This window comes from Erythrobacter sp. SN6-5, assembly GCF_057364945.1.
This window is the reverse complement of record NZ_CP200282.1, coordinates 395,903-422,825: the sequence shown is the minus strand read 5'-3', so window position 1 is coordinate 422,825 and position 26,923 is coordinate 395,903. Positions and strand designations below refer to the sequence as shown.

The 26,923-nt window shown below is 59.4% G+C and carries 28 protein-coding genes; 5 read left to right on the top strand and 23 right to left on the bottom strand.

Annotation, left to right across the window (positions count from 1 at the left end; all coding sequences use genetic code 11):
• Positions 1 to 100: 100 nt before the first annotated feature.
• Positions 101 to 1,258 (bottom strand): mechanosensitive ion channel, encoded by a 1,158-nt coding sequence (locus AC0V6Z_RS01995; RefSeq protein ID WP_472639748.1) that lies wholly within the window; start codon positions 1,256 to 1,258, stop codon positions 101 to 103.
• A gap of 135 nt (positions 1,259 to 1,393) precedes the next feature.
• Here AC0V6Z_RS01995 and AC0V6Z_RS01990 point away from each other — a divergent pair, with 135 nt between their 5' ends.
• A complete protein-coding gene (locus AC0V6Z_RS01990) occupies positions 1,394 to 2,506 on the top strand; it encodes an isoaspartyl peptidase/L-asparaginase family protein (protein WP_486176424.1) in 1,113 nt (370 codons plus the stop codon).
• 31 nt (positions 2,507 to 2,537) lie between these two features.
• On the opposite strand, the gene bla is transcribed toward AC0V6Z_RS01990, so the two are convergent.
• The 9 genes from bla to AC0V6Z_RS01945 form a co-directional block, all read right to left on the bottom strand.
• The gene (gene bla, locus AC0V6Z_RS01985; protein WP_472639746.1) at positions 2,538 to 3,467 is read right to left on the bottom strand and encodes a class A beta-lactamase; all 930 of its coding nucleotides are present in this window, start codon (positions 3,465 to 3,467) and stop codon (positions 2,538 to 2,540) included.
• Positions 3,464 to 4,381, bottom strand: coding sequence for an RDD family protein (locus AC0V6Z_RS01980; protein WP_472639745.1), 918 nt, complete (start codon positions 4,379 to 4,381; stop codon positions 3,464 to 3,466). Before AC0V6Z_RS01980 ends, bla begins: the two co-directional genes overlap by 4 nt.
• Positions 4,378 to 5,442: a stage II sporulation protein M gene (locus tag AC0V6Z_RS01975; protein WP_472639744.1), complete on the bottom strand. Its 1,065-nt coding sequence runs from the start codon at positions 5,440 to 5,442 to the stop codon at positions 4,378 to 4,380. The genes AC0V6Z_RS01980 and AC0V6Z_RS01975 overlap by 4 nt, the downstream gene beginning before the upstream one ends.
• Positions 5,439 to 6,767, bottom strand: a complete 1,329-nt coding sequence (locus tag AC0V6Z_RS01970; protein WP_472640820.1) for a DUF58 domain-containing protein — start codon at positions 6,765 to 6,767, stop codon at positions 5,439 to 5,441. The genes AC0V6Z_RS01975 and AC0V6Z_RS01970 overlap by 4 nt, the downstream gene beginning before the upstream one ends.
• A gap of 34 nt (positions 6,768 to 6,801) precedes the next feature.
• Complete coding sequence (locus AC0V6Z_RS01965; RefSeq protein ID WP_472640819.1) at positions 6,802 to 7,758, bottom strand: AAA family ATPase; 957 nt, start codon at positions 7,756 to 7,758, stop codon at positions 6,802 to 6,804.
• 2 nt (positions 7,759 to 7,760) lie between these two features.
• A complete protein-coding gene (locus tag AC0V6Z_RS01960; protein ID WP_472639743.1) occupies positions 7,761 to 8,666 on the bottom strand; it encodes a hypothetical protein in 906 nt (301 codons plus the stop codon).
• Complete coding sequence (locus AC0V6Z_RS01955) at positions 8,591 to 9,040, bottom strand: hypothetical protein (RefSeq protein ID WP_472639742.1); 450 nt, start codon at positions 9,038 to 9,040, stop codon at positions 8,591 to 8,593. The genes AC0V6Z_RS01960 and AC0V6Z_RS01955 overlap by 76 nt, the downstream gene beginning before the upstream one ends.
• Positions 9,037 to 9,810 (bottom strand): hypothetical protein, encoded by a 774-nt coding sequence (locus AC0V6Z_RS01950; RefSeq protein WP_472639741.1) that lies wholly within the window; start codon positions 9,808 to 9,810, stop codon positions 9,037 to 9,039. The genes AC0V6Z_RS01955 and AC0V6Z_RS01950 overlap by 4 nt, the downstream gene beginning before the upstream one ends.
• Positions 9,811 to 9,910: 100 nt before the next feature.
• Positions 9,911 to 10,810: a prephenate dehydratase gene (locus tag AC0V6Z_RS01945; RefSeq protein WP_472639740.1), complete on the bottom strand. Its 900-nt coding sequence runs from the start codon at positions 10,808 to 10,810 to the stop codon at positions 9,911 to 9,913.
• 167 nt (positions 10,811 to 10,977) lie between these two features.
• Here AC0V6Z_RS01945 and AC0V6Z_RS01940 point away from each other — a divergent pair, with 167 nt between their 5' ends.
• Entirely contained in the window at positions 10,978 to 11,631 is a 654-nt protein-coding gene (locus AC0V6Z_RS01940; protein ID WP_472639739.1) for a c-type cytochrome, read from the top strand.
• Positions 11,632 to 11,686: 55 nt separating this feature from the next.
• On the opposite strand, the gene AC0V6Z_RS01935 is transcribed toward AC0V6Z_RS01940, so the two are convergent.
• The 3 genes from AC0V6Z_RS01935 to AC0V6Z_RS01925 form a co-directional block, all read right to left on the bottom strand.
• Positions 11,687 to 12,361: an RlmE family RNA methyltransferase gene (locus tag AC0V6Z_RS01935; protein ID WP_472639738.1), complete on the bottom strand. Its 675-nt coding sequence runs from the start codon at positions 12,359 to 12,361 to the stop codon at positions 11,687 to 11,689.
• Positions 12,362 to 12,364: 3 nt separating this feature from the next.
• Positions 12,365 to 13,594, bottom strand: coding sequence for a Ppx/GppA phosphatase family protein (locus AC0V6Z_RS01930; RefSeq protein ID WP_472639737.1), 1,230 nt, complete (start codon positions 13,592 to 13,594; stop codon positions 12,365 to 12,367).
• Positions 13,595 to 13,707: 113 nt separating this feature from the next.
• On the bottom strand, positions 13,708 to 14,154 hold the full coding sequence (locus AC0V6Z_RS01925) for a hypothetical protein (RefSeq protein ID WP_472639736.1): 447 nt from the start codon (positions 14,152 to 14,154) through the stop codon (positions 13,708 to 13,710).
• Positions 14,155 to 14,493: 339 nt separating this feature from the next.
• On the opposite strand from AC0V6Z_RS01925, the gene AC0V6Z_RS01920 reads away from it, so the two are divergent.
• Entirely contained in the window at positions 14,494 to 15,366 is an 873-nt protein-coding gene (locus AC0V6Z_RS01920; RefSeq protein ID WP_472640818.1) for an LOG family protein, read from the top strand.
• A 125-nt stretch (positions 15,367 to 15,491) separates the two neighbouring features.
• Here the strand turns inward: AC0V6Z_RS01920 and AC0V6Z_RS01915 are convergent, their stop codons facing one another.
• The 4 genes from AC0V6Z_RS01915 to glmM are packed head-to-tail and all read right to left on the bottom strand — an operon-like array spanning position 15,492 to position 18,774.
• On the bottom strand, positions 15,492 to 16,376 hold the full coding sequence (locus tag AC0V6Z_RS01915) for an acyl-CoA desaturase (protein ID WP_472639735.1): 885 nt from the start codon (positions 16,374 to 16,376) through the stop codon (positions 15,492 to 15,494).
• Positions 16,373 to 17,191: a bifunctional hydroxymethylpyrimidine kinase/phosphomethylpyrimidine kinase gene (gene thiD / locus AC0V6Z_RS01910; RefSeq protein WP_472639734.1), complete on the bottom strand. Its 819-nt coding sequence runs from the start codon at positions 17,189 to 17,191 to the stop codon at positions 16,373 to 16,375. Before thiD ends, AC0V6Z_RS01915 begins: the two co-directional genes overlap by 4 nt.
• Positions 17,188 to 17,412: a DUF1272 domain-containing protein gene (locus tag AC0V6Z_RS01905; protein WP_472639733.1), complete on the bottom strand. Its 225-nt coding sequence runs from the start codon at positions 17,410 to 17,412 to the stop codon at positions 17,188 to 17,190. The genes thiD and AC0V6Z_RS01905 overlap by 4 nt, the downstream gene beginning before the upstream one ends.
• Before the next feature lie 24 nt (positions 17,413 to 17,436).
• Complete coding sequence (gene glmM, locus AC0V6Z_RS01900) at positions 17,437 to 18,774, bottom strand: phosphoglucosamine mutase (protein ID WP_472639732.1); 1,338 nt, start codon at positions 18,772 to 18,774, stop codon at positions 17,437 to 17,439.
• 126 nt (positions 18,775 to 18,900) lie between these two features.
• Here glmM and AC0V6Z_RS01895 point away from each other — a divergent pair, with 126 nt between their 5' ends.
• Positions 18,901 to 20,175, top strand: coding sequence for a dicarboxylate/amino acid:cation symporter (locus tag AC0V6Z_RS01895; protein ID WP_472639731.1), 1,275 nt, complete (start codon positions 18,901 to 18,903; stop codon positions 20,173 to 20,175).
• 12 nt (positions 20,176 to 20,187) lie between these two features.
• Here the strand turns inward: AC0V6Z_RS01895 and AC0V6Z_RS01890 are convergent, their stop codons facing one another.
• The 3 genes from AC0V6Z_RS01890 to AC0V6Z_RS01880 form a co-directional block, all read right to left on the bottom strand.
• Entirely contained in the window at positions 20,188 to 21,417 is a 1,230-nt protein-coding gene (locus AC0V6Z_RS01890) for an AI-2E family transporter (RefSeq protein WP_472639730.1), read from the bottom strand.
• A 70-nt stretch (positions 21,418 to 21,487) separates the two neighbouring features.
• The gene (locus tag AC0V6Z_RS01885) at positions 21,488 to 22,099 is read right to left on the bottom strand and encodes a sigma-70 family RNA polymerase sigma factor (protein ID WP_472639729.1); all 612 of its coding nucleotides are present in this window, start codon (positions 22,097 to 22,099) and stop codon (positions 21,488 to 21,490) included.
• Positions 22,099 to 22,308: a NepR family anti-sigma factor gene (locus AC0V6Z_RS01880; protein ID WP_472639728.1), complete on the bottom strand. Its 210-nt coding sequence runs from the start codon at positions 22,306 to 22,308 to the stop codon at positions 22,099 to 22,101. The genes AC0V6Z_RS01885 and AC0V6Z_RS01880 overlap by 1 nt, the downstream gene beginning before the upstream one ends.
• A 139-nt stretch (positions 22,309 to 22,447) precedes the next feature.
• On the opposite strand from AC0V6Z_RS01880, the gene AC0V6Z_RS01875 reads away from it, so the two are divergent.
• On the top strand, positions 22,448 to 23,983 hold the full coding sequence (locus AC0V6Z_RS01875; protein ID WP_472639727.1) for a sensor histidine kinase: 1,536 nt from the start codon (positions 22,448 to 22,450) through the stop codon (positions 23,981 to 23,983).
• Positions 23,984 to 24,008: 25 nt separating this feature from the next.
• Here the strand turns inward: AC0V6Z_RS01875 and AC0V6Z_RS01870 are convergent, their stop codons facing one another.
• The 3 genes from AC0V6Z_RS01870 to AC0V6Z_RS01860 form a co-directional block, all read right to left on the bottom strand.
• Positions 24,009 to 24,803 carry a response regulator gene (locus tag AC0V6Z_RS01870; protein WP_472639726.1) on the bottom strand — a complete coding sequence of 265 codons (795 nt, stop codon included), beginning with the start codon at positions 24,801 to 24,803 and terminating at the stop codon, positions 24,009 to 24,011.
• A gap of 346 nt (positions 24,804 to 25,149) precedes the next feature.
• Positions 25,150 to 25,581, bottom strand: a complete 432-nt coding sequence (locus AC0V6Z_RS01865; protein ID WP_472639725.1) for a response regulator — start codon at positions 25,579 to 25,581, stop codon at positions 25,150 to 25,152.
• A 98-nt stretch (positions 25,582 to 25,679) separates the two neighbouring features.
• Entirely contained in the window at positions 25,680 to 26,840 is a 1,161-nt protein-coding gene (locus AC0V6Z_RS01860; protein WP_472639724.1) for an N-acetyltransferase, read from the bottom strand.
• Positions 26,841 to 26,923 lie beyond the last annotated feature (83 nt).

Below are 26,923 nucleotides of genomic sequence, written 5' to 3'. Positions count from 1 at the left end.
ATCCATCCCTTTGTCACATACAATTGGGGCGCGGTAACATAGCCACCGCGCCCCGTCATGTGATTAGGCCAGCGTCCCGCAGGGGACGCCAGCAGTCGGTTTACTTGTCGAATTGCTCCAGCTTCTTGGCGGCCCATTCGCGCCCACCAAGACCGAAGGCCAGCGATGCAGCGACCGCGCCGCCGATCACCAGTGCGCCAAAGGCGATGTTCACGATGTCTTGTCCGACATTCATGTTGCTAAGACCCATGAACGTGAAGACGAGGATGGTGGCATAACGCACCACTGAACTCGCCATCGAACCGCCATCGGAACCGCCGAGCAGTTTAGCCAGCAGGTTAGCGATCAAGAAGCCAACGCCAATGATGACCGCGCCGAACACCACGTTTCCGCCCGTTCCAAGGATTTGATCAAGGATACCGGTCAGCTCTGGGAAGCCAAGAACCTTGGTCGCAGCGATTGCGAAGAACAAGATGATGGCGATTTGAGCAACCCGGGCAAACACGTCAGAGGCGTTGGTTCCTTCTGGAAGCAAGCCCATTGCGGCAATCGGACGATCAACGCCGAGGCCAGACAGCAATTCGCTGAGAATGCCGACCACGAATTTACTGATCAGGTAGCCAATGCCCAGCAACACGCCAGCGGCAATGATGTTCGGGATCGCGCCCATGATCAGGCTCAGCATTTCAGTGGCTGGGCCAGAGATGGCCGCGATGTTCAGCACCCCAAGAGCGCCGATGGCCACTGGAATAGCGATCAGGGCGTAAATGATTGTGCCCAGCGTCTTGCTAATCGTGGAATTGCCGGTGACGTTCTCTACGCCGCCTTTATTCGCCCACTTGTCGAGGTTGATCGTCTGCATGGCGGTGGTTGCGATATCGCGAACGATCCCAGCGATTAAGAGGCCGATGAACAGCAGCAAGCCTGCGCCAACGAGGTTGGGAACATAGCTCATAATATTATTGAGCAGTTCGTTGATTGGCCCCGCGACCCCATCAAGTTCTAGCACTTGAAGAATACCGAGCAGGCCGAACAGCCAGATCAGCAGCGAGACGATTTTTCCAAGCGATGTGCCGATGCTCTCACCGCTACCGGTCGCGCGTTGAAAGATGCTGACCTTGTCGACGAGTGTCGCAAAAGCCCATTTAGCCGCTTTCGCAAGCAGCCATGTGACCACCAGAATAGCGACTGCGAACGCTGCTTTTTCAAGCAGTTCCATCGCAAGCGCTTGATCGAATTGATAATTGCCAATTTGCATAGGAGATCCCCTCATTACTGAAGTTCAGCCTAGACGCCGTGTAGGTTTCTACAAAGCGAACAGTTGTAAATTTTGTTGAAGGGGGGCTGAGGATTGGGACTGGCCTATTCGCGCATGAGAGGTATGATCGCGCCTATGCAGACGACGATCACGCGCTTCGCCTTGGGTTTGTTTCTTGGTCTGGTGGCGGCAGGCCCGCTAACTGCTCCCGCCTTTGCTCAAGACCCTAACGAGCCGCGCTGGTCGCTGGCGATCCATGGCGGGGCGGGAACGCTTGATCCAGAACGGATCACGCCGGAGCTGCGGGTACAATACGAGGCCGCGCTGCAAGACGCGCTGGATCGCGGCACGCAGATTTTGAAAGACGGTGGCAGCGCGGTCGATGCGGTGAAGGCAGCAATTGTTCCGCTGGAGGATAATCCGCTGTTTAATGCTGGGCGCGGTGCGGTGTTCACCTGGGAAGGGGAGAACGAGCTCGATGCCTCAATCATGGTTGGTAACGACCGCAGCGCAGGCGCAGTGACGGGCGTCAAGGCGATCAAGAACCCTATTTTGCTGGCCGACAAAGTACGCACCGAAAGCCGCCACGTGTTCCTGAGCGGGGCGGGCGCAGAGGAATTCGCGGCCGCCAAAGGGCTGGAGACCGCCGGGCCGGAATGGTTTGCGACAGAGCATCGCCGCGAGGCTTTGGTGCGGATGAAGGCGCGTCAGCTCTCCGCGATTGATGTCGATCACAAATTTGGCACCGTTGGCGCGGTGGCGCTTGATCTGTCCGGCAATTTGGCCGCTGGCACTTCGACCGGCGGGATGACTGGCAAACGCTGGGGCCGGATCGGGGACTCCCCCATGATTGGCGCGGGCAATTATGCCGACAACCGCTCTTGCGCGGTCTCGGCCACGGGTTCTGGCGAATATTTCATCCGGGTTGGCGTGGCGAAAGAGATATGCTCGCGGCTGCGCCACCGCTTCCGCAAAGAAATTGACGCGGCGCAAGCGACCGTGCCGCTCGATACCGACGGCAACCCGACCTATATCGTGCATGCCTCTGAATTCATCTTCGACGAAGCAATCGTGCAGGAGGAAGCTGATGCCGTTATGGCCGAGGTCAAGGATTTGGGCGGGAGCGGCGGCGTGATCCTGGTGACACCGGATGGCTATGCGCTCTACAGCTTCAACACCACCGGCATGTACCGCGGGCGGGCGACCAGCGACGGCGTGAATGAAGTGGCGATTTTTGCGGGCGAATGAGGCGCGGGCCTAAGCCGCCCAGTCTCCTTTTTTAGCCGCGAGCAAAGTCGACAAGCACTTTGCCAATTTCAGCCAGCAGTGCCTCGGCGGCTGGCTCGACTCGCTGATGCGTATCCTTGGCGCGGAAATATGCGGCGAAGGCGATTGGCGCTCTGCCCGGCGGCTCGGCAAAGCCAATATCGACATACAGGCTGCCCATGCCCGGCCAGAAGGATGTGCCGGTCTTGTCGCCCGCGGCCCAGCCTTCGGGCAGGCCCGCTCGCACGCGCTTGAGCCCGGTCTGCGTGTCCACCATCCAGCGGCGCAATTGCTCGCGTTCTTCCGATGGCAGGACATTGCCATAGGTCAGCTTGGCGAGGGTGCGGGCCATGGCGAGCGGGGTTGAGGTATCGCGGACCTCACCCAACGGCACATTGTTGAGCGCTGGCTCGATCCGGTCGAGGCGGCTCGTCTCATCCCCGATACTGCGCCAGAACTGGTTGAGGGCATCTGGCCCGCCAAGCTCTCTGAGGAGTACGTTGGCCGCTGTGTTGTCGGATGTTTTCTGCGTCGCCTCGGCAAGCTCGCGCAGGCTCGCCCCTTGCTGAAGGCGCGGTGTGGTGAAGGGCGCGTAGGACAGCAGTTCTTCCTCGCTCCAGCGCACATTCCGGTCAGCATCAATCGCGCCGGAGGCGTGACGAGCCAAAACCAGCGCGGCAAGCGAGGTTTTGAATGAAGAGCAATGGCCAAACCGAGCGGAGCCATTGTGGCTGATCGACTGGCCGGTTTCGGTATCGATGATGGCCGCGCCCAATGCGCCGCCCGCGCTTGCGGCCTCGAGAATGCGCAGCCGGGCCGAAAGGCGCCCGAGCGCGCTTTGGTCAATCGGTACGCAGGCCGCCGCCGCGCTTGCCAGCATTCCCGATAGGACTGCGCGCCGCTGGGCTTTGGGTGCTCCGCCAGGATCGCCGGACCTGCTCATGCGAACTTGTTCTGTTTGCGTTTGCCAAAGCGCATATCGTTTTCCAGCTTGGCCCTCAGCTGCGCATAAAACGCCTCTAGGAATGCTCGCTCATCACCGGCGCCCGGATCCCATCCGATCTTGCCGCAAATGGTGGCGTGCACTGCCGAAATCGCCTCGCCCCTTCCATCGCGCAGCACCTGTTCCAGCGTCTGCAATTCATGTTCGCCGTAGACCGACAGCTCCTCATCGCCGAACTCATAAAGCGCCCCGGTAACGCCGCTTTGCCCGCGCGCGGCGCCCTGCGTAGAAAGCGCCTCGGCCAGCTTCGTACGCGGTGCCTCGACCACCCAAGTGCCCGCGATCACATCGCCAGCGCGCAAAGCGTCTTTGTTGAAGAATGGGAAGGCCATGAACACCATGAACCAGGCCAGACCTGCTAGCCCCGCATTGCCCATCTCGCCAGTGGGGGCGAAGATCAGGAAGACCAGCGGCATGAACAGTTCAATATCGCGCAGCAGGTTGCGCGCCAGTACGGCCTCTGCGGTTAGACGTCCGCCATCGCGTGCCGCGATGCGTATTCCGGTCGCGCGCTTGCCCAGGGTCGCGCCGCGCGGACCAAGCTCAAAGGCGAGGAAATAGCCATAGCGAGCGAGGAACAATATTAGGATGAAGACGATGACGAGGAACTCTCCAGCGCCAGAGATGCTCTCTTCCATTTCGCTTGTGACTTCGTCGAACAGGCCTCCTGCAATCCAGCCCATCAGTAGGACAAAGATCGTCAGGCCCACATAAAGCAGCACGAAATCGAGGACCAAAGCGCCGACGCGTGATCCGCGCGATGCGACCACGATTGGCACGGTTATGCCCTCCGGCGTGACCAGAGTGCGCTGTCTCTTGTTGACATATTCATAGCTGCCTGCCGCGGCGCTCATGCGGGGTCCTCAATATTCTTGGGCCGATAGGCAAAGAAATAGGCGAGCCACAGCGCGAGCATTGTTCCGCCGATCAAGAAGCGGTCTTCCATTCCGCCGACCAATTGGCGCGGGAAAGCCTCCAAGATAGCAGCGACCACCATCATCAGCACCACGCCTGCCATCACGGTTGCGCCGCGCCGTCCGCTTTCCGCCGCTGCGGTTAGGACAGAGCGATTGCCTGGAAAGGCCATGGAGCGCCCGATATGCAGGCCCGCCGCACCGGATAGCAGGATCGCAAACAGCTCTGTTGTGCCGTGGACGCTGAGCCATGCAGCGAATTCCACGGTCAGCCCCTGGCCCGCGAACAGCCACAACATTGCGCCCAGCACCGCCATATTGTGCACCAGCAGCATCAGCGAAGGGATGCCAAAGGCAAAGCCAAGCGCAAAGGCGAGGATCGCGACCCCGGCATTGTTGCTGAACAGGCCGGCGGCGAATACTGATAGCCCGCTGGCGTCCTGCTCTACCGCGAGCGATTCTTGTAAAACCTCGCGGCTGGCGCCCGGCACGCGGGTGTCGAGGAATTGGGTGGGCACAAGCCGGAAATACCATTCGCGGTCTTGCACCACGAGCAGCCAGCCGACCACTGTGCCGGCGACCATCACGGCCAAGGCGATGCAAATCTCCAGCCAAATCTCGCGCACTGCGCGGCTCCATCCACCAAACAGGAACGAGCGTAGCCAGCCGCCAAAGCCCTGACGCGGGCCATAAACCTGAAACCAGGCGCGCTGCACCAGGCTCTCAAGATAGCGCAAGGTCGACGCATCGAGTGAGGTTTCGCGCGCGACGGATAGGCTGGATGCCGCCGTGCGATAGAGGGTGGGCAGGGCGAGCAAATCCTCATCGCTCACGCGCCGCAATCCGCCGCGCTCCATGCGCTTCAGGATCTCTTCAAGCCGCCGCCAATCGCCTTCACGCTCCAAACGGAAACGGTCGGAGCGCAGCGCAGCACTTTCAATATCGGCGGGCGCTTCAATCTGGGTTTTGCCAAACCAGCTGGAGATAACAGGGGCCTTCATCCGATCGCCTCGCTGTTCTTGATCATGAAATATCGGTCGATCAACTGATAGCCGATCTGATCCCACGGGGCCTCGATCACATCGACACCCATGCGGCGCAGGCGTTGCAGTACGACGCGGCGTTGATTGGCTAGGGTATCGGCAGTGACGCTGCGTGCGAGCATGGCGATGTCTGAAGGTTCTTCAGCGATGAATTCCTCCAGCTCGCTATCCGCGATGGTGACGAACAATACGAGATGTTTGTCGACGAGCCTGCCAAGGCTTTCGATCATCAATTCCGCTGCGGTCGGATCAGTGAAATCGGAAAACAGAATGATCAACGAGCGGCGTTGCAGCTTGGCGGTCAGGGTCGCTAGCGCGAGCGTGAAGTTCGGCTCTGTGCTGGTGTAATCGAGCGAGGCGGCTGCGCTTTGCAGGCGGTGGAATGCGCGTGCATCGCCGACGAAGGGCGTCATTACCTGTGGTCGCTGGTCAAAACCGAACAGAGAGACGCGGTCCCCGCTCTTCAGCGCCACGTAGGATGCGGTGAGGGCGGCGGACACCGCCCGGTCAATGCGGGGCATGCCGTCCACCGGCTCGCACATCGCCTGACCGCAATCGAACGCGAAGACGATCTGATTGTTGCGCTCGCTTTCGTTTTCGCGGGCATAGAGCTTGGTGTGGCGGGCGCTGGCTTTCCAATCGATCCGGCGGCGGTCCATGCCCGGTTCGTATTCCGACAAAGCCTCAAATTGAGTGCCTTCGCCGCGAATACGCCTGGCGATCAGGCCAGTTTGGGCATCGCGCAGAAATGTCTGAAGCTCACGGCTGCGCACCGGCGAGAGATCGGGCCAGATCCTGAGCTCTGTATCCAGTTCTCGGCTTTGCTGGCGCGCGCCGAGACCCAGCGGACCGGCCCAGCGCAGCCATGCGCGCGGAACCTGCGCGGTGCCGCGCCGCTCCGGCTTGGTCTGATAAGTGCCGGTGTAATAATCTTCGGTGGAATGCGGGGTCAGGCTCAGCTCTGCGCGGCCGCCGCCGCCCAGCCGCGGGTCAAATTCCAGCGCGCCTTCCACCCGCGAGATCTGCCCGCCAGTAAATTCTGCCAGCATGGTGAGTGCAGCAGGCTGGCCCACCTCGACATCGCGCGGGGCGCGAACGTCCCACTCTCCAGGGCGCCCTGCCAACCCCGCGTCCAGCACGATCAGCAGCAGCAGGACAATCGCCGCCGCGGGGGCCGCGATCCATGTGCCCGGCGCCATCGCCGCAATCACCAAAGCGACCGGTGCAAAACCAGCCGCCAGCCACGCCGCGCGCTCTGTCGGCACGATCGGCAGGCTGGGCATATTTGCCAGTTTGGGCAAAGCGAGAGCCATGGTTTTAGCGCGGCGCCTCGGTGCTTTCGATGAGTTCAGCGACCAGTGCCTCAATATCGCGGCCTTCGATCTCGGCCGCTGGGCTGAGCGTCAGGCGGTGGCGCAGCACGGGGACGGCAAGCGCCTTCACATCGTCGGGAATGGCATAGGCGCGGCCGTGCAACGCTGCGCGCGCTCGGGCGGCATTGGCAAGCATCACGGCGGCGCGCGGAGACGCACCGACGGAAAGTTCCGCATGTTCGCGCGTCGCCCGCACCAGCCGCACGACATAGCCGGTTATTTTCTCGGCAACCGTCACATGGTCCAGTGCGCCGCTGGCCGCGATCAGTTTTGCCGTGTCGGCTACCGCCGTCACGCCGAGCGTTGCGGGCCGGATCGGGCCTTGCTTCTGGCCATAGCTGGTGACGATCTTGGTCTCTTCTGCCTCATCGGGATATTGTACCAAGAGCTTGAACAGGAACCGGTCGAGCTGTGCCTCTGGCAGGGGATAGACCCCCTGGTTCTCAATCGGGTTTTGGGTCGCGACGACCATGAAACGTTCGGCCAGCTGATGAGTTTCGCCGTCCAGAGTGACGCGGCGTTCTTGCATCGCCTCCAGCAAGGCAGCCTGTGTCTTTGGCGGTGTGCGGTTGATCTCATCCGCGAGCAGCAGCTCGCAGAAAATCGGCCCGCGCGTCAGGGTGAACTCGCTGGTTTGAAAGTTGAACAGATTGGAGCCCAGAATGTCGCCCGGCAGCAGGTCCGGCGTGAACTGGATACGGCCAAAATCAAGGCCCAGCGCGGTGGCAAAACTCTGCGCCAGAAAGGTTTTGGCTGTGCCCGGAGGGCCCTCTAGCAACACGTGTCCCTCGCTGATCATCGCGATCAGCAATTGGTCGATCATCTCGTCTTGGCCGACGATGGCTTTGGCCACTTCGGCACGGATCGCGTCTGCCAGTTCGCGCAGTTCTTCGAGGCTCATGCTCATTTCTGGAGTTTCCTTGTCAGCTCTTTGAGCGCGCGCGCGGCGCGCAGAATATCGGATGGTGAACGTGCGGCGCGCAATTGCTGCGCCCTCACAGAAAATGGCGGATCTTCGGGCAATATACGCCGAACCGCCTCGTCAATCGTGCCTTCGTCAGGCTTGGTCAGTCCCAGCCTGCTCGCCAGCTGCCGTGCGGATAGCGCGACGTAAGGATCGGCGAGCAAGCGCAGGCGACGTGCCTTTACGATCAACCCCGCACCATTGGCGACCAAGCGACGTTTGCCAAAGGCAATGTCCGGCCCGCTAGCCGCCGCCGGACCAAAGCGTTTGAACGCGCGCCAGCCGACAATCAACATGGCCAGGATGAGGCACAAGGTGGCGGCCAGAAACGGCGGACGAAATGCCAAGGTTAGAAGATTGGTCGAACCGCCAAAACCATTGAGCGTAAGGTCAAAGACGATTGGATATTCATAGCCATAGCTTGCCTCGTCAATCAGCGCCAGAGCGAGCGCCGCGCGGCTGGGATCAGCGAGGCCATAATTGTTGACCAGATCAGGCTCGACGACGAAGACCACCTCTTCATTGTCGCCGGTGGTGCCAAATTGATCCGCAACCAGGAATGACAGGGCGAGGGGTTCCCCGCTCTGGTTCACCACTAAAGCCGCACCGTTGCCGCGGTCCGTCACAACAATATTCGTGTCCGTTGGCAATGCGCCGGTTAGCTCAAGACCCGCCCAATTGTTGGGTCCATCTTTTGCGTTCTTTAGCTCGGTCTCTATCGCATAATGATCGGGCAGACTTTCGCTCCAATCAAACGGGATCGCACTGTTTAACTGGACCCAATCGTCCTCAATATCTTCCTCAACCCGGCTTTCGGCTCCGGGGGGAAACCACTGGCGAACCATTTGGGCAGGATGACCATGGTCGGACCGAGATAGGCCCGCTTTTGCAGGATCTCGCCGAGTTCATCCTTGTCGAAATATTGTGGCAGGGTCAGCACCAACAGATCGGGCGTCTCCAGCCCGCTTGGCGAGCGTGAGGTGGAGACGGCTTCACCTTCAAGCTCCAGCAGCTTGACCAAGCCGGAATAGCCATTGAGACCATTGGAGGCGGCGTGGGCCGCACCATTATTGCCGCGCCCCTGCGTGTCACCAGCCCCGATGAAATAGAGCATGGCGATGAAGGCGAGGAAGCCAAACAGCACAAGGCCCAGCACTATGCGGCGGCTGAAACCACCGCCGCCGCGCCGGTTGTTGGCCTGTTGCAGTGCGCCGCTCATGCGCCCGCCTCTGCCGCGGCGTCGCGGTCAATCAAATTGCGCTTTTGATGGCTGCCTTCGATCTTGGCCAAGGCGAAATCGGCATAGGCTTTGCGGGCGGCCTCCCAATCACCAGCATCGAGCGAGCGCAGGGCAAACAGGCTTTGCTCCACCCGCTCTGCGATAGTGCGAAAGGCGGCGCGGGCCGCGTCCGAGAGGGCAGGCAATGCCGCCAGTTCGCGCGCGGTGCTGGACGGGACCACCCAATCCGGCCGTGCAGATGCGATTTGCCCGACACTGCGTTGCAGCAGCAGGTGTACCGCCTCGTCATAACGCCCGTCGGCGGCGAGCTTGTCTGCATCCTCCAGCAGGGCCAGCGACTGCGCGCGGTCCGGCTGCCATTCAATCTCTTCTTCCGCTTCGGCTATGCGCGCGCGCAATCCAGTCAACGGGCCAAACATGCGCCAGATAATGAACAATACCGCCGCGATCAGCAGCGCCAGAAACACCCATCGCAAGATCGGCCATGCGCCTCCGAACATACCGCCAAGCGGGCTGAAGAAATCAGCCAGGCTTTGCAGCGCTTCTTCAAATCGGCCCGGTTCGCGCGGTGGGATAGGAGGGATTTCAATCTGTTCAAATTGAATATCACTATCACTGCGCAGTTCCTGCCAACTACCGGGTGCATCCGCGCTGTTGATGGGATTGAGCGCCGCATCGTCTGCGCCAACAGCAGAGCCATCGCCGGGGGCCTCTATTGGCCCTGAATTGGTCCCTGTTACGCTCGTCATGTGGGCATGTTCGTGGCACGGGGCGCTGCAGGGCGCAACACCCGATCCTTAAACAATTGGGTGTGTGCGTGACCCTTGGCCCGCGAATTTGGCGAATCGCCTAAGTAATTTGGCGGGCACGGCCCTGTTTATAGGTGCCCAAAATCCGCAATTCTTTGGAATGAAACGCGAGTTCTTCCAGTGCCCGGTCCACCGCCGGATCACCCGGCGCGCCCAGAATATCAGCGTAAAAAGCGGTTGCAGAGAAACTCGTGCCCTTTTGATAGCTTTCCAGCTTGGTCATATTGACGCCGTTCGTCGCGAAACCGCCCATCGCTTTATAGAGCGCGGCGGGGATGTTTTTGACTTCAAACACAAAGGTTGTGATCGCCTCGCTGCCGTCCAGCGTTTCGTCGCGTTCTGGCGTCTCGGCCAAAATCACAAAGCGGGTCATATTGTCCGCGCTGTCCTCGACATTGTGCAGAGCGATTTCGAGACCGTAAAGCTCAGCTGCAATCGCCGGAGCAATCGCGCCCAGCTTGGGATCGCCGCGCTCCGATACAAAGGCGGCGGCCCCCGCCGTGTCGGCATAGCTTAGCGGAACAATGCCGCGTTCACGCAGGAAAAAGCGTGATTGACCAAGCGCTTGCGGGTGACTGTAGGCAGCTTCGAATGGCCCGCTGCCCAGCCCCATCAGCGCGTGATTGATCGGCATGAAATACTCGCCAACAATCGACAGGCCGCTTTCTGGCAGCAGGAAATGGATGTCGGCAACCCGGCCGTGCTGCGAATTTTCAATCGGGATGATTGCGCGGGCCGCCCGCCCGTCTTTCACTGCCTCCAGTGCATCTTCAAAGCTGAAGCAGGGCAGCGGCAGATAGTCTGCTGCTGCTTCGGTCGCGGCGCGGTGCGAATTGGCGCCCGGCGATCCTTGAAACGCGATCGCGCGCTCCGGCTGCTTGGTGGCGGCGGCGCGCATGGTTTCAACAATGGCGAGGGCAGGAGCGGGAAAACTGTGCATACAGCCACGCTTGCTAGAGAGGGAGCGGCCCACTCGCAAGCTCGCTCTTGGACCCGCTTGCATTTGCTGCAATGCGTAATGCTGCGATCACTCTTGCACCAAAGGGCATCGGCGATTAGAGCGGCCTCAACTTTGACCATAGCAAGATTACCGGATCTCAATTCACCATGGATGATCGTTTTAACACCGCCGCTGGCTGGGTGCTGTTTGCAGGCATTATCGCGCTGGGCTTCTCGATTTTGAGTGGGAAGTATTTCCATGCTGACAATCCGGAGCGCCCTGAGCAATTGGGCTATGAGATTGAAGGCGTGGTGGAAGATACCGCTGAGGCTGAAATGACCATGACTGAGGCGCTGAACATGACGGAGACCACCGTCGAAAAAGGCGCACAAGTGTTCGCCAAATGCTCGGCCTGTCACACGGTTGATCAAGGCGGTGCGAACGGCGTTGGTCCCAATATCTATGGTATTATGGGTAAACCGATTGGCAAGAGCGTTGCTGGCTTCGCCTATAGTTCGGCGCTTTCCAGCAAAGACGGCGTGTGGGATTGGGACGCAATGGATGCCTGGTTGAAGAGCCCGCGCGGCTTTGCCGATGGCACCAAGATGAGCTTTGCTGGCCTGTCGAAGATTGAAGACCGCGCCGCTGTTGCGGTCTACATGAACTCGCTCGGCTCTAGCCTAGAGGTGCCAGCTTATGTTGAAGCAGTGGCTGATGAGAGCGGTGAGGAAGATGCAGCCGAGGGTGAAGCAGGCGAAGTTGCAGAAGCGGAAGCTGAGCAAAACGCAGCTGCTGAGATAGAAGAAGCGACCGCAGAATAAGCGCTGAGCGCTTCGCATACGTTAGGCGGCGCCACGTCTGTCTTTCTATCAGGCTTTAGCCAGCCTCCATGCCGGGTTTAAATCCCTGAGCCACGACATACCATTCCGATGATCCCTTGCGGCTTGCCGGGGGTTTGGCATGCTTTACGCTCTTAAAGTGCTTCTTGAGTAGGTTGAGCAAATCGGTGTCCGTGCCGCCTGCAAGCACCTTGGCGATGAAGGTGCCGCCTTCCTCCAAGTTTTCCGTGGCAAACCATGCCGCCGCCTCAACCAGCCCCATCGTGCGCAAATGGTCGGTCTGTTTATGGCCCACCGTGTTGGCCGCCATATCCGACATCACCAGATCGGGCTTGCCGTCCAGCTCCGCTTGCAAAGCAGCGGGCGCGTGATCGGCCATGAAATCCATCTCCAGGATCGCGACGCCTTCAATCGGCTCGGTTGGCAGCAGGTCGATCCCGACAATTGCGGCGCGCGGTGCTTGCTTGCGCACCACTTGTGCCCAGCCGCCCGGTGCAATCCCCAAATCAACGACGCGCTTGGCGCCTCGGATCAGGGCAAAGCGCTCGTCCAGCTCGATCAGCTTATAGGCCGCGCGGCTGCGATAGCCGTCCGCCTTGGCCTTTTTGACATAGGGATCGTTCAGCTGACGCTCTAGCCAGCGGGTTGATGATGCGGTGCGCTTGCGCGATTTTCGCACCCGCTTTTCAGGGTCGCGGCCAGATCGCGTCATCGCCTATTGCTCGCCGCTTTTGGCGGCTTCACCGGCGACAGGAACCTCGCCCGCGCGTATTTTTTGCAAGGCACGCATGCTGCGTTCTCCATCTCGTTCGGCGGCCATCAGGCTGCGCAAAATGCCTTCGCGGATGCCCCGATCCGCCACGCCCAGGCAGCTTGCCGGCCACAGGTCGAGGATCGATTCCAAAATCGCGCATCCCGCAACCACCAGATCGGCCCGGTCATTGCCAATACAGGGCAACTCGCTGCGCTCCTCCGGCGACATGGTGGAAAGCCGCGTGCTGATGTCGCGCATTGAGCGAGACGGCACGATCAGACCGTCAACGGCCTTGCGATCATAATGTGGCAGCTCAAGATGCAGGCTGGCGAGGGTTGTAACTGTGCCGCTGGTGCCGAGCAGGCGGATATCATCATGCGCGGCGGCCTCGCTGATGCGCTCAGCAAATGGGGCGAAACTTTCGGATACGCGGCGGCGCATCTCAGCATAACGTTCGGCTCTACCTTCTGCCGTGTTGGCCCCGCGCCTGACCGTATCAGTCAGCGAGACAACGCCCCAGGGCACGCTTTGCCAGTCGATAATGCGCGGGACTTTGCCGCCCGGTTCCAGCAGCACAAGCTCGGTTGAGCCGCCGCCAATGTCGAAGATGACCGCTGGTCCGTGACCTTGCTCCAGCAGGATATGGCAGCCGAGAACCGCGAGCCGTGCTTCTTCTTCTGCGCTGATAATGTCGAGCACGATGCCGGTTTCCTGGCGGACGCGTTCGATGAAATCGGCACCATTGCTGGCCCTGCGGCAGGCCTCTGTGGCGACCGAGCGTGCCAAGCGAACTTTGCGGCGGCGCAGCTTGTCTGCGCAAATCGACAGCGCGCCCAGCGCGCGGTCCATCGCCTCGTCAGACAGGCGGCCAGTGCTGGCGAGGTCTTCGCCCAGTTTCACCACCCGGCTAAACGCGTCAATGACGGTAAAATCCTTGCCAGAAGGGCGTGCGATCAAAAGCCGGCAATTGTTTGTGCCGAGGTCGAGTGCAGCGTATGCTTCATTGGGGCGATGTGATCGGCCACCCGCGCGATTGCCGCGAGAATGCTCACCCGGCTTACCATGGGCGGGGTGCTTGCTTTCATTGGGCTGGTGGGCGCGTTTGTAGCGAAAATCGGCTACTTTACCGGACTTGCGTCCCCTTTTTCTGCCAGCCTTTTTAAAACCGTCCGGCGGAGACAGATCCGCCATACTCAACTCTTTCTTTTCCTCTCGCGTGCATATTCTCGCGAGGACCTGAAAAGAAAACTAACGGATAGCGCGCCTTAGGGCAAGCGGCGCGGCGTGCTGGTTCTCGGTATCCGCTAAAAGGGGGTGGACCTGGAGAGGCATGCTGTCATGTCCCGCAAATATTGCCCGCTGAAGAAGTATTCTTCTTCATACGCCCATTTGCCGAGCAGCCCATCGCTCAGTGTGGAGAAGTCATTCGACGTGATTTGTGACGGCAAGAAACACAATTGCCCGCCCTCGAGTTTATAGCCGAGGGTCTCGCCAGCCATCGCGTCCATGCCAATTTTGAAAAAAATGTCCTGATAGATCATCCTTCGTCCACCAGATCGTATCTCGCGATCCATCATCTCGTACATAGAATTCCATTCCTCCGGTGGAGTTTGAGTTATCACGAAAGCGACATCACGGTCTTTGCAGCCCCGGGCATTGTACTGGATCAAATGCGTGAGGAAAAAATCGTCAGCGGTAAACTCTATGATCGTCCGGTGCGATGTTTCCTCCAGTGTTCCACACGCAGGCACATCCCAACATCCTTGAATGCCACTGGCCTTTGTTTGACAGGTAAAGCTAGTCTGAGGTCCAAACCCCTTAAGGGCCTCGGCTAATTCAGCCGAGCTTTGAGCCGATACGGCATTCGCGGGCAGCAGACAGGCTGATAATGCAAGGATCATAAAGGCTCGCACACAGTTGGGAAAACTTGATTTGGCGGTCAATTGATAGCTCCCTCGGGTAAGACGTCAGCTTAGCAACGCAGATTTATCAACTAAGGCGAGCATTTGAAGGGGGTGTTGAGCGATTTCGGCTCAGTCGCATCTCAGCTCGGCTTGCCCGCGCATGGCTCTGCGCCTAAGGGCATTGATATGACTGAAAAAGACCTCACAGATCGCAAGTTTTACCGTGCAGAGCAGGAAATCCGCTTTGCTGAAGAAGCACCTGAGCACACACCTCAGACCGAACATCCGGCCTATAAATTGGCATTTCGTGACGTCGATTTCATGCTGCGTGATGAGCTGCGCCCGGTGCGTTTTCAGCTTGAGCTATTGAAGCCGGAAATGCTGCTGGACGAGGCGCGCGTTGGCTCCACTCTGGTGATGTACGGATCGGCCCGAATTCCTTCGCCCGAAGAAGCGGATGCGAAGGTCGAGGCGGCCAAGAATGGCAGCGAGTACGAACAGAAGGTCGCAGCCAGCCTGGCGGCAAAGTCGAAATATTACACCGAGGCGCATAAGCTGGCGAAAGTGGTCTCGGAAAAAGGGATCGTTGAAGACGGCAAGCGGCAATTTGTCGTGTGCTCTGGCGGCGGTCCATCGATCATGGAGGCGGCCAATCGCGGGGCTTCGGATGCTGGCGCTGAATCGATCGGGCTCAATATCATTTTGCCGCATGAGCAAGCGCCCAATTCCTATGTGACGCCCTATCTCAGTCTCAATTTTCACTATTTCGCACTGCGCAAAATGCACTTCCTGATGCGCGCGCGTGCCGTTGCGGTTTTCCCGGGCGGGTTCGGCACATTTGATGAGTTCTTTGAGCTGCTAACCCTGATCCAGACCGGCAAGATGCAGCCCATTCCGATCCTGCTGTTTGGCAAGGATTTCTGGAACCGCGTGGTCAATTTCGAAGCGATTGCCGAGGAAGGCACGATCTCCAAGAAAGACCTTGAGCTGTTCCATTGGTGCGAAACAGCGGATGAGGCGTGGTCGCACATCTCGGACTTTTACGAGCTGAACCGCTAGGGTTTTCCCCTTAAGCTGACCGTAGCCACCCGCTCCCTCCAACCCTTCCACCCGGATGATATCCCGGTAGGCTCCGGGTGGAAGGGTTGGAGGGAGCGGGTGGCTACGCCACTTTTTATCAATTGCTAAGCGCGACCTCGCTCAACCAAATCTTCGCGGCGATCCTGCTGGCGCGGGGTGCCGATGTCATGGGCGAGGCCCAAACGTCCCAATCCGGCGATCACCGACCAGCCCGGATCGGCCTGTCCCGGCTCAATGCCGATGCGTGCCGATTCCGGGAAGGCATGGTGATTGTTATGCCAGCACTCGCCATAGGTGATGAGGCCAAGGCCGGGCAGGTTGGAGGCTTGAATGCCCGCATCACGCACCAGCCAGCGGCCGGGGCCGGGGTTTTGGCAGAAGTAGATGATGGTCCAGTGGCCTGCCGTGCTCACGAACACACGGGCGCATATGCCCCAGAGTACAAAGGCCCAGCCGCCGATCCAATATAGGGCGATGGCCAGCGGGATTTGGTGCAATCGCCATGTCGCATCGAGCATCCAGTAGAACGGATCATCGGCGATTTCAGGCTCGATTGCCACCCTTGGCGGGCGCTCGAATTCAAATTTGCAGAACAGGTTCCACGCGAGGTCCCGTGCCAGTGAGCGGCGGTGAGCGAAGAAGTCATGGCATTGCGGCTCGCGCTGGGCCCAGTCTCTGGTGTCATGGATGCGAATGATCCCCGATGGGACCAAGGTGCCGATATAAATCAACGCTCTGGCGAGCCATTTGGGCGCCCTGAACGTCCGGTGGATCATCATCCGGTGCATGCCGACACTGTGACCGATCAGCAGCGTGAAATAGGTGAGCCCCAGGAAGAGCGCGATGGCAGGCCCGCTCGCCACAAAAAGCGCAGCCACAGTCCCGCCTAGCATGCCAGCGTTCCATACGGCCTTCGGCCAATCGATCCGCACGCGGCCCCGCACTGGGTTGGCGCCTTGGCCATCCACTCGGATGACCGGCTCCATCATAGGCTGCGCACCGCCTGATGACCTAGAGGTCCGTTGCCAACGCCGTACCCTGGCGATGCTTCAATCGCCTGTCTCACAAAGGTCTGCCCCAACCGGACTGCGTTTTCGAGCGGTTGGCCGTGGCCCAGCAGCACCGCAATGGCGGATGAGAGAGTGCAGCCTGTGCCATGAGTGTGGCGGGTATCGATCTTGGCTTGAGCAAAGTGCTTGGGCACTTCGCCAGAGCGAACCAGAATATCGATAATACGTGCGTCCTCTGTGTGTCCGCCCTTGGCCAGCACATCGCAGCCATGGGCGCGGATCAGCTCTTCGGCGGCGTCTTCAATCAGGCGCGTATCGCCAAGGTTGCGGCGGACCAGATGCTGTAACTCTGGCAGGTTCGGTGTGATGATTGTGGCGCGCGGGAACAATCGCTCGCGCATGATTTCAATCGCTTCATCCGCGATCAGGGTCGCCCCAGAGGTAGAGACCATAACCGGGTCAAGCACCACCGGCACCAGGCTGTCGATCAGCTCCAGCGCGTCCGCCACATGCGCAATAATGTCGGCGTCATGCAGCATGCCGATCTTGATCGCATCGACACCGATGTCGTTGATGCAGCTGGTGATCTGTTTGGCGACAAAGTCACCAGACAGCGGCATGATTGCTTGCACTCCTACGCTGTTTTGCGCGGTCGCGGCGGTGATGGCGGTCATCGCGTAGCCGCCCAGCATGGTGATAGTTTTAATGTCGGCCTGAATGCCAGCGCCGCCAGAGGAATCGGACCCGGCAATCGCCAAAATGCGCGGCGGAGCAGGCGGTGCGTTCTCGCTCATCCCTTGAACTTACGCTCCGTACTGGGCGGATATTTCTCTTGTAGAGCCTTTGTGCGGGTGGGCCGATCCATCAATTCGCCGCCGCAATTGGGGCATTGGTCATCGTGCGCGTCCGCGCATTCCGCACAGAACGTGCATTCAAAGCTGCAGATGAATGCACCAGGTGCCTCAGCAGGCAGATCGATGCCGCATTTCTCGCAATCGGGGCGCATTTCCAGCATGGTCTTGGTCCTCTGAGTTGCTACTCAAACGGCGGCACGCACGGCGTCGCAAATACGGCCGACCACCGCCTCAACCTGGTCGCTGTCATCGCCCTCCGCCATCACGCGGATCACCGGCTCTGTGCCGGATGGGCGGATGACCAAGCGGCCTTTGCCTTCCAATTCTGCCTCCGCTTCGCTGATAACCTGCTTTACGGCTTCGTTCTCCAACGGCTTGCCGCCGGAATAGCGCACGTTCTTGAGCAGTTGCGGGACTGGGTCAAACACATGCAGCAGCTCGCTGGCAGGTTTATCAGCGCGCACCAGACTGGATAGCACGCGAAGCGCGGCGACCGTACCATCGCCAGTGGTTGCGTGATCGAGCAAGATCATATGGCCCGATTGTTCGCCGCCAACGTTAAATCCGCCCTCTTTCATGCGCTCCAGCACATAGCGATCGCCAACCTTCGTGCGCTCCAGCGTGAGGCCGTGCGATTGAAGATGCCGCTCCAACCCCAGGTTGGACATGACGGTGGCGACCACGCCGCCGCCCGTCAGTGCGCCCTTTTCATGCATCCGCGTCGCGATGAGAGCCATGATCTGATCGCCATCGACCGCGCGGCCTTTTTCATCAACGACGATAAGCCGGTCTGCATCACCATCCAAGGCGATGCCAATATGCGCCTGCTCCTCAACGACTTTGGCCTGCAACGCCTCAATCGCGGTGGAGCCAACGCCGTCATTGATATTGGTGCCATTGGGGTCAACGCCGACGGTGATGACCTGCGCGCCGAGTTCCCAAATCGCCGATGGAGCCACTTCATAGGCTGCGCCATTGGCGCAATCGACCACGACCTTCAGCCCGTCAAAACTGACCTCGTCAGAGACCGATTGCTTGACCGCGTGGATGTAGCGTCCGCGAGCATCCTCGATCCGCCGTGCGCGCCCAATTTGCGAGGCATCGACCAGCGCCGGTTGTAGCTCCAGCAATTCCTCGATCTGCATTTCGTCCTCATCAGACAGCTTAAAGCCATCCGGGCCGAACAGTTTGACGCCATTATCCTCGTAAGGGTTGTGGCTGGCCGAAATCATCACGCCCAGATCGGCGCGCATTTCGCGTGTGAGTAAAGCAATCGCCGGGGTCGGGATCGGGCCAGTCATGATCACATCCATGCCGACACTTGTGAAACCCGCGACCAGCGCGCTTTCAATCATGTAGCCGGACAGGCGTGTGTCCTTGCCAATCACGACCCGGTGGCGGTGCTTGCCGCGCATGAAGTGAGCGCCCGCTGCCTGTCCCACTTTCATCGCCATTTCCGATGTCATCACATCGCTGTTCGTGCGGCCACGGATGCCGTCTGTGCCAAAGAATTTGCGTGCCATGGCTGTGTCTGTTCTCTCCATGAAAGCACCGCCGCGGGTGCGCGCGGGGCAAAAGCCGATTTGTCAGGCGCTTCTGGCGCGGTTATCGCACGAATGGAAGGGCGCAAGGCCCAAAGGGGACAGAATTTGAGCGAAGTTGAAGGCCAAAGCGCAGCAGCGACAAGCGGACAGCGTTATGAGCTGGCGTCTATCCGTCTGCCAGTGGCGCTGACATTTGCCGGATTGGTCGCTGGCTTGCTGCTGGGCATGGTGCTGTCGGACGGTGGGATCACCGACTGGCTGCAGCAGATTGTTGCGCTGATCGGCAGCCTGTGGCTGCGGGCGCTGCAGATGACGATCATCCCACTGGTCGCGGCGCTGCTGGTGCTGGGCATTGCGCAAATGGCCGAGGCCGCGAGGGCGGGCGCAGCGGCGCGGCGATTTTTGGCTCTTGTGTTTGCTGTGCTCGTCGCAGGCGGATTGTTCACAGCCCTGATGATGCCGATAGTGCTTGGCGCCTTGCCTATCCCAGACAGCGCGAGCGGATTTTTGGCCGCCGTTCCGGACGGCGAGCAGCAAGTGCCCGGTGTGCTCGATTTCCTCGCCTCGCTGATCGCACCCAATATCATCGCTGCGGCTGCGGAAACGGCGATGTTGCCACTCACCATATTCTTCGCTCTGTTCGCGGTCGCCGTGACCCGGCTGCCCCAGGATCAGAGCGAGCGGATGCTGGGCTTTTTCCATGCGCTGGCCAACACCATGCTGATGATCATTGGCTGGGTGCTGTGGATCGCGCCGCTCGGCGTGTTTGCGCTGGCTTTTGGAGTGGGCCTGAAAAGTGGCGGCGGCGCGTTTGCGACGCTGGCTCATTACATTCTGGTCGTTTCCGCGATGGGCGGATTTATCCTGATACTAGCTTATCTGATGGCATGGGCGCTGGGCGGGGTCAGCCCGCTACGCTTTGCGAAAGCGGTGCTGCCTGCCCAAGCGGTCGCGGTTTCCACTCAAAGCTCGCTCGCCAGCCTGCCCGCAATGCTGGACAGCGCTGGGCGGCTTAACTTGCGCGAGGAAACCAGCGAGTTCGTGCTGCCGCTGGCGGTGGCGATTTTTCGCGCGACCAGCGTGGCGATGAATATGGCGGTGGCGCTGTATGTCGCCAGCCTGGCCGGAATAGAGGTATCCTGGCCGCTGATGCTGATCGGCATTGGCGTGGCGGTGGTCATCTCCATCGGCTCGGTCAGCCTGCCTGGCTCCATCAGTTTCGTGGTATCGATTGGCCCGATCGCGCTCGCCATGGGTGTGCCAATAGAGCCGCTGGCATTGCTGGTGGCGGTGGAAATGTTGCCCGATATCATGCGCACTTTGGCCAATGTCACAATGAATGTGGCGGTGGCTGGCACGGTCGACCGATCTAAGGCTTGAGGCTTTGCCGGGCTAACCCGCCGGACCAGCTTCCTCTTCTGGGCTGCGGTTGAACAGCTCGCTGCCAAACAGGGGCTCGCCAAACACAAAGCCGATCAGATTGGGGCTGCCTATGTGATCGAACAATGCGGTGAGCGTCAGCAGGATTGGTACGGATAGGAGCGCGCCCGGCACGCCCCAGATCCATGTGAAATAGGACAGGGCGAGCAAGATCATCACCGGGTTCATGGTGAAGCGCGCACCCAGAATTGATGGGGTGACGACATTCGCCTCCACCGTGTGAAGCACGATGTAAGCGGTAACCGGGACCAGGCCGAGGAACACAGTATCTGCGGTGCCGATCCCGAACATGCCGAGCAGGGCAGCCATGGCGATTGGGCCGATATAGGGCACGAAATTGAGGATCGCAGCGAGCCCGCCCCACATGATCGGCGCCTCCACGCCCAGCGCCCACGCGCCCAGGGCCACAACCACGCCGATGCAGGCATTGATGAAGCCAACGGTGAGAATATAGGCGGCAACCCGGTCCTGCACCTCGCGCAGCACTCGCGCGGCCTTGACGCTCGATCCAAAGCTAGAACGGTCAAACAGCAAATGCCGCCTCAGCCGGACGCGCGCCTCAATCATGAAGAAGGTCATCAGCAGAGTGATCAAGACCTCGATCAGCACGCTGGGCGTGGACCAAGCGATCTGTTCGAGCAGGGTTGGGGTGGCGAGCACGACTTCGCGTGTGCCGGATTCGCCCAATATTTCGCCCAGCTCTCGGTTGATGATGGCAAGCCATTCAAACTGATCGCGCAGCTCAGCAAAACGCGCGCCCACTTGCTCAGTAATGGCGGGCAAGGTGTCGAACAGGGCAAGGGCGGGTTGAAGCACCAGCGCGAGGGCGAGCAGCACGACCGCCAGAAACGCTATCAACGCGCCCAGGGATGCGAGCACATTGGGTAGGCCGATCCGCGCCAGCCTGTCCGCTAGCGGCGAAAGCAGGATGGTGAGCAAGATCGCTGTGACCAGCGGCAAAAACACAACCGAGCCAATCGACAAAACGAAGGGTAGCGCGAGGAACAGGCCGATCCCGATCAGCAAAACCAGGGCCGACACCAGCCGCACCTCCTGCTCAGCAAAGGCCAGCCGTCTGCTTGACGCAGGGGTGGCGCTCGGCTCGCTTGGGTGCGGGTTGGGTGTTTCGCTCGTCATTTCAGGCAATTCCAGCTTGTCGCTGGTCTTATTGCAGGACTGCAAAGCCGCGCCAAGCGCCTGATGCGGGAAGTTTTGAAGTTACGCTCTTGCAAGCCCGCAGGTCGGGCGTGAATTAATCGATCTTCGCGGTTTCGCCATTGCCCGCAGCGACATCGTCCAATTCTTCTAGAATGGCGCGGTGCGCGGCATCATCCCCGATTGAACGTTGAGGGATATTGCCCTCTGCCAGCATGCTGTTGAGTGTGGAGCGAGCGCGGCCCACGCGGCTTTTGATCGTGCCGACGGCGCAGCCACATATTTGCGCGGCTTCCTCGTAAGAAAATCCGCCCGCGCCTACCAATAGTAAGGCCTCGCGCCGTTCCGGCGGCAGCGTCAGCAACGCACGGTGCATGTCCGACAGGTGGATTGGTTCTTCTTGTCCAGCTGGCGCGGTCAGGATGCGCTCTGCCACCGTCTCATCATAATCGCCGCGAAAACGGTTGCGCCGCATATCTGTGAGATAGGCATTGCGCAGGATTACAAAGGTCCAGGCGCGCATTGATGTGCCTGGCTCAAATCGGGCCTGCGCGGCCCACGCCTTCAACAAGGTTTCCTGAACCAGATCATCGGCCATGTCGGGGCGGCCGCATAGGCCGCGTGCAAAGGCCCTCAAATGCGGTACGACCTCGGTCAGTTCGCGCTTAAAGTCAGCTTTTTCAGAGGCGCTGCGGGTCTCGACCGACATCAGCCATTCCCATTCTGACTGGCATCATCTGGATCAGTTACATCAAGCTGAGACAGCAGATTTTTGAAGCTGTCGGGAAGCGGTTCTTCGACCACGGAATCGTACAATTGCTTGAGCCCGTCAGCCCATTGTGGCTGCTCCATAGCCTTGGCGCTTGTTGGTTTTTCCGCCGCTGCGTCAGTCGGCGATATTTCTTTACCCGAGGCCATAATTGATCCTGATATACTCCGCGATAGGAGAAAGGCACCGGCATGTTAGGCCATATCGGTGGCATTACTACATATGAATTTGGGAACGATACGGTCTATGTATTGTTCCCCTGCCATTGACAACTAAGAGCTTGGACTGATGCAGGCGAAGGCATCTAAACGAAAAGATACTGTGCCGCTTGGCGGGGTTCGGCAATGGTTGATTGCCTATCCGAGCGCCGTGCCTGCTATCATTTTTCTCGCTATTTCCGTTGTCACCTTGCTCAGCGTATTCGCGATTGAGACAGGTGCGCGCCACAGCGAGAGCTTGCAGACCCGCAAGATCGCCGCATCCATCGCATCTGAGCTTGGCCATGAAGCCAATATTGCCGTGTCTTACATGCACGCGGGCGCTGTGGTGCTGTCCAGCAGCGGGCGGCCCACGCCGGAACTGCTCCAGCAATTTAGCACTGAGATGGAGGGGGATTTTGAAGTGCCAGGGGCAGGGCCAATGGGCTGGCTGTCGCACGCTGACCCTGCCGATGTTGACGGGCAAGCAATCCCGATGTTTCAAGAAACTCTGACCGCAGTTCAAGGCAGCGGCGCACCATCATCCTCTGGCAGGCTGATGATTGCTGGCCCGGAGGGCGGCGAGGTTCCTGCCTTTCTGATTGTTATGCCGGTGCTGGCGGGGAATACGGCTGACGTTGAGCTAGGGGGCTTTGTCCACCGCGCGTTTAACGCGAACATGTTCCTTGCAGCGGCGCTGGATTTGGCGATTGAAAACGATCTGGCTGTACGCCTGTTTGACGGGATGGAGGATGAGGCTGCATTGCTTGCAGAGCGTTCTTCCACTGCCTCCACTAGCAATGTGATCGAAAGACCGATCCAGATTGCCAATCGCACTATGCGTTTGGAAGTGGCCGCCCCGACGCCTGCTTTGCTGACCCCGCTGTCTGTGGTTACTCTGCTGCTCGGTCTTTCGGTTGCCGCTTTGCTGGCAATGCTTGCGCGGATCCTGACCCGGCAAATAGCCAAGGACAACGCGCGCCTGAAATTCTTCGAAGAACAGCATTCGATCCGCAATTCACTGACTAGAGAGCTTAATCACCGGGTTAAAAATACGCTTGCAAACGTTCTTTCGCTGCTTTCGTTGACGCGGCGCCGGGCAGACAATCTGGATGATTTTGCGGAAGGGCTGGCCGGGCGGATCAGGGCCCTGTCCGCGACCCACGATTTACTAACCAATTCGGAGTGGGGAACCACACCCATTGCCTCCGTCGTCAAAGCAGAGCTGGCGCATGTCAGCGCAGCAAGAGAGCATGAGGTCGAGATCGAAGGTCCCGATGTTGAGCTTGCCCCCAATGACGCGTTGACCCTTGGTCAGGCAATCCACGAGCTTGCCACCAATGCGGCCAAATATGGCGCGCTCAGCGATGATGTAGGCCGGGTGTCGATCACATGGTCTTTGGTCGATCCGGATTTGGCCGAAGTGGAATGGCTGGAAGCGGGCGGACCAGAGGTGAGCGAGGTGCGCGGAAGCGGCTTTGGCACGGAACTGATCCAGAAAATCGTCGCTCACGAATTAAGGCATCCGGTTGAATTGCATTTCGACACTGGCGGCGTGCGCTGCACTATGCGCGTGCCGGTTCGCCCTGCTGGCGAGTTTCAACTTCGAGATCAATTGGCAGGCTGATTGATCGGGCAGCCTGCCTAGAACATCAATCGAGCGGTTTACTGGAGCCGAAGAACAACGCCTGACTGATGGCGGCGCTGACGGTCCGTTCCTCAAATGGCTTGGTCACCAGATAGGTTGGCTCTGGCCGATCCCCGGTCAGCAGACGCTCTGGATAGGCGGTAATGAAGATCACCGGGACATCGCCAATCGTCAGGATGTCGTCGACTGCGTCTAGGCCGGATGAGCCATCGGCCAACTGAATATCGGCCAGCACCAATCCTGGGGTCTTTTCCGCGACGACCTCGCGCGCTTGCGTGCGCGTCGCCGCCGTGCCGCAAATCGTGTGACCTAGCGATTTGACCAAATCTTCGAGCTGCATTGAGATCAGCGGTTCGTCTTCAATAATCAGCACCTCGGTGCTGGTCTCGCGGTCAATTTCGCTCACCGCCTCTTGCACCAGTCGTTCAACATCTGCTGGTTCAAGTTCCATGATTTGCGCCGCTTGCGCAGACGTGAAGTCTTCCAGTGTGGTGAGTAGCAAGGCCTGACGATTGAGCGGTGTGATTGCCTCAAGCCGCGCTTTCGCCGCTGCTTCATGCTCGCCCGCTGGTGTTTCGTCTTTGGCGACTTCCATATAGGCGCTCGACCAGACCTTGTTGAATGCAGCGTATAATGCGACCCGGCCGCCTTCGAGCGATTGCTTCAGCGTCTCGTCAGCCAGCGCCGCCTCTAGGGTCGCACGAACAAAGGCATCGCCGGTGTTTTGCGCGCCGGTCAGCGCCCGTGCATAGCGCCGCAAATAAGGAAGATTGGTAGCAATGTCTTGGCCAAGTGGCATTGGTTCGCTTTCATTCAAGGATCTGAGCACCTCTATAGCGGGTTGGTGCACCTATTCTATAGCTTCCTTGCAGTTACGCGGCGCGCGCCCGCTTGGTTGCAACGGGTGTCATGTCACAGACGAATGCATGTCTTGGCTACCGGAACGAAGGCGATCCCGGTTTGCCCGATCTGGAAGGCAAGTTTCCAAAAAATTTCAAGGCAACGGGAACCAGAGCGAAGGCGGCGCATTTTGTCTGTATCACCGCCGAGACCCCCTCCCGTCCAAGCGGCGTGTGGTACGATCCCAAGGCCTTCACTCATCCGAGTGGAGGCCTTTTTTGTATTCGTGCAAAGCTTTGTTGAGTTCAACGGCTGCGACGGAACCGATCAAACATGCCTTTGCGCGGGGCCGTTTTCAGCATCGCAATGAGGTCGTCTGGCCCGTATGGTTTGGTGAGGACAGGGCCGAGTTTCTGAACCGCTGGCGGGATTTCACTGGGATCGTCAGTTTGAAAAATGATGCGAGTGGCATCGCCGCCAACAGCATCGACAAGTTCCGCGACTTCCCAGCCCATGTCGCTGTCGGCCAAATGCACATCAAGGATAATCGCGTCGAACGAGCCGGAGCGCAGGCGTTCAAGCGAGCAAGCGGTTGAAGGACAGATGTTCACTTCGTCTACGCCTTCGTGGATCAGGGCTTCTTCCAGCACGCGGCCATGCTCAGCATGATCTTCAACCACCAGAACACGCCGAGGAAGGCGGGCTAGGGCGGCTTTGCCTTTGCGAAATGAGAGCATGCTTCACCCTTGGCTGAACTAGCGAACGACAATCTACCTTACGGACAGATCGGTGTTCTTGTTACAGTCTGCAAGACGGAATGTCCGGGTGCTCGCCCCTAAGCTATCGGTTTTTCATAGATCGCATATTCGCGGTTGATCTCTGCCTGGATCGTGTCGGCGATCGCAACCATTCCCTGATTATCTTCCAGGATCCAACCGATCTCTGCACGCTTGGAGGCAAAGGTGGTGTGGGCGCTCTCGCGAATCTCGTTGATCATCATGAAGGCCAGCTGGCTTGCCAAGCGCGAGTTCTGCACTTCTTTTAGAACCCCCATCAGGGGCACTCGCATGCCTGATCCGCGCGGCCCGCGCAGCCAGCGCAGCATGTGAAACCAACCAAACGGCAGCAGCTTGCCATCAATCTTGTCTAACACATCGTTGATGTCCGGGAAGGTCAGCATGAAGGCAACCGGTTTTCCCTCAACCTCGGCAATCATATTCAGCGGTTCGAAGATGATTGTCTTCAGCTTCTTGCCCGCATAGGCGACCTCTTCCGGGGTGAAGGGTGTGAAACCCCAATTGTCTGACCATGCATCATTGAGGATCGACAGCACGATCTCTGCATCACGGTCCCAATTGGATTTGTCGACGCGGCGAATGGCGATCCGCTCGTTGCGCTTGCCCGACTTCACGATCCGCTGCACCAGCGGCGGGAAGTCTTTCGTGATGTCGAGATCATAGGTGTAGAGCGTCTTTGCGCGGCTGTAGCCTGCGTCTTCGATCCAGCTTTGATATTGCGCGGGATGATGACCCATCATGATCATGGGCGAATGGTCGTGCCCGCTCACCAACAGTCCTGGCTCCTCCCACATGGCCATGGAAATCGGGCCAACGGCGCGCGTCATCCCTTGCTCAGCGAGCCAGCTCTGAGCCTTTTCCAGCAGAGCTGAACCCACGTGTTCGTCGGCTGCATCGAAGTATCCGAACATACCGGTTCCCGGGCCAAAGCCCTGTTCAGCAGGCATGGCCAGCGCCAGCTCGTCAATTTGTGCTGAAATGCGCCCGACCATTTTTCCATCACGGTGGGCGATGAACAGTTGCGCCTTGCCGTGCTTGAAAAACGGGTTCTTGTCCGGGTTGACCAATTCCAGCAGTTCAGAGCGCAATTGCGGGACGTGGTGCGGCACAGATGCTGCAAATTCTCGCCCCAAATCAACGAACTGCGCCCGCCCGCGCTTGTCGCTTACCGCTTCGATGCTTATTTGCGCATTGGTCACGCAGATCGCCTTGTTCAGCCCATTGCCAAGGCGTCTGTTTGTCCCGGCAGCGGCCAACGTGCAAGAGAATCGATCACTCTTGC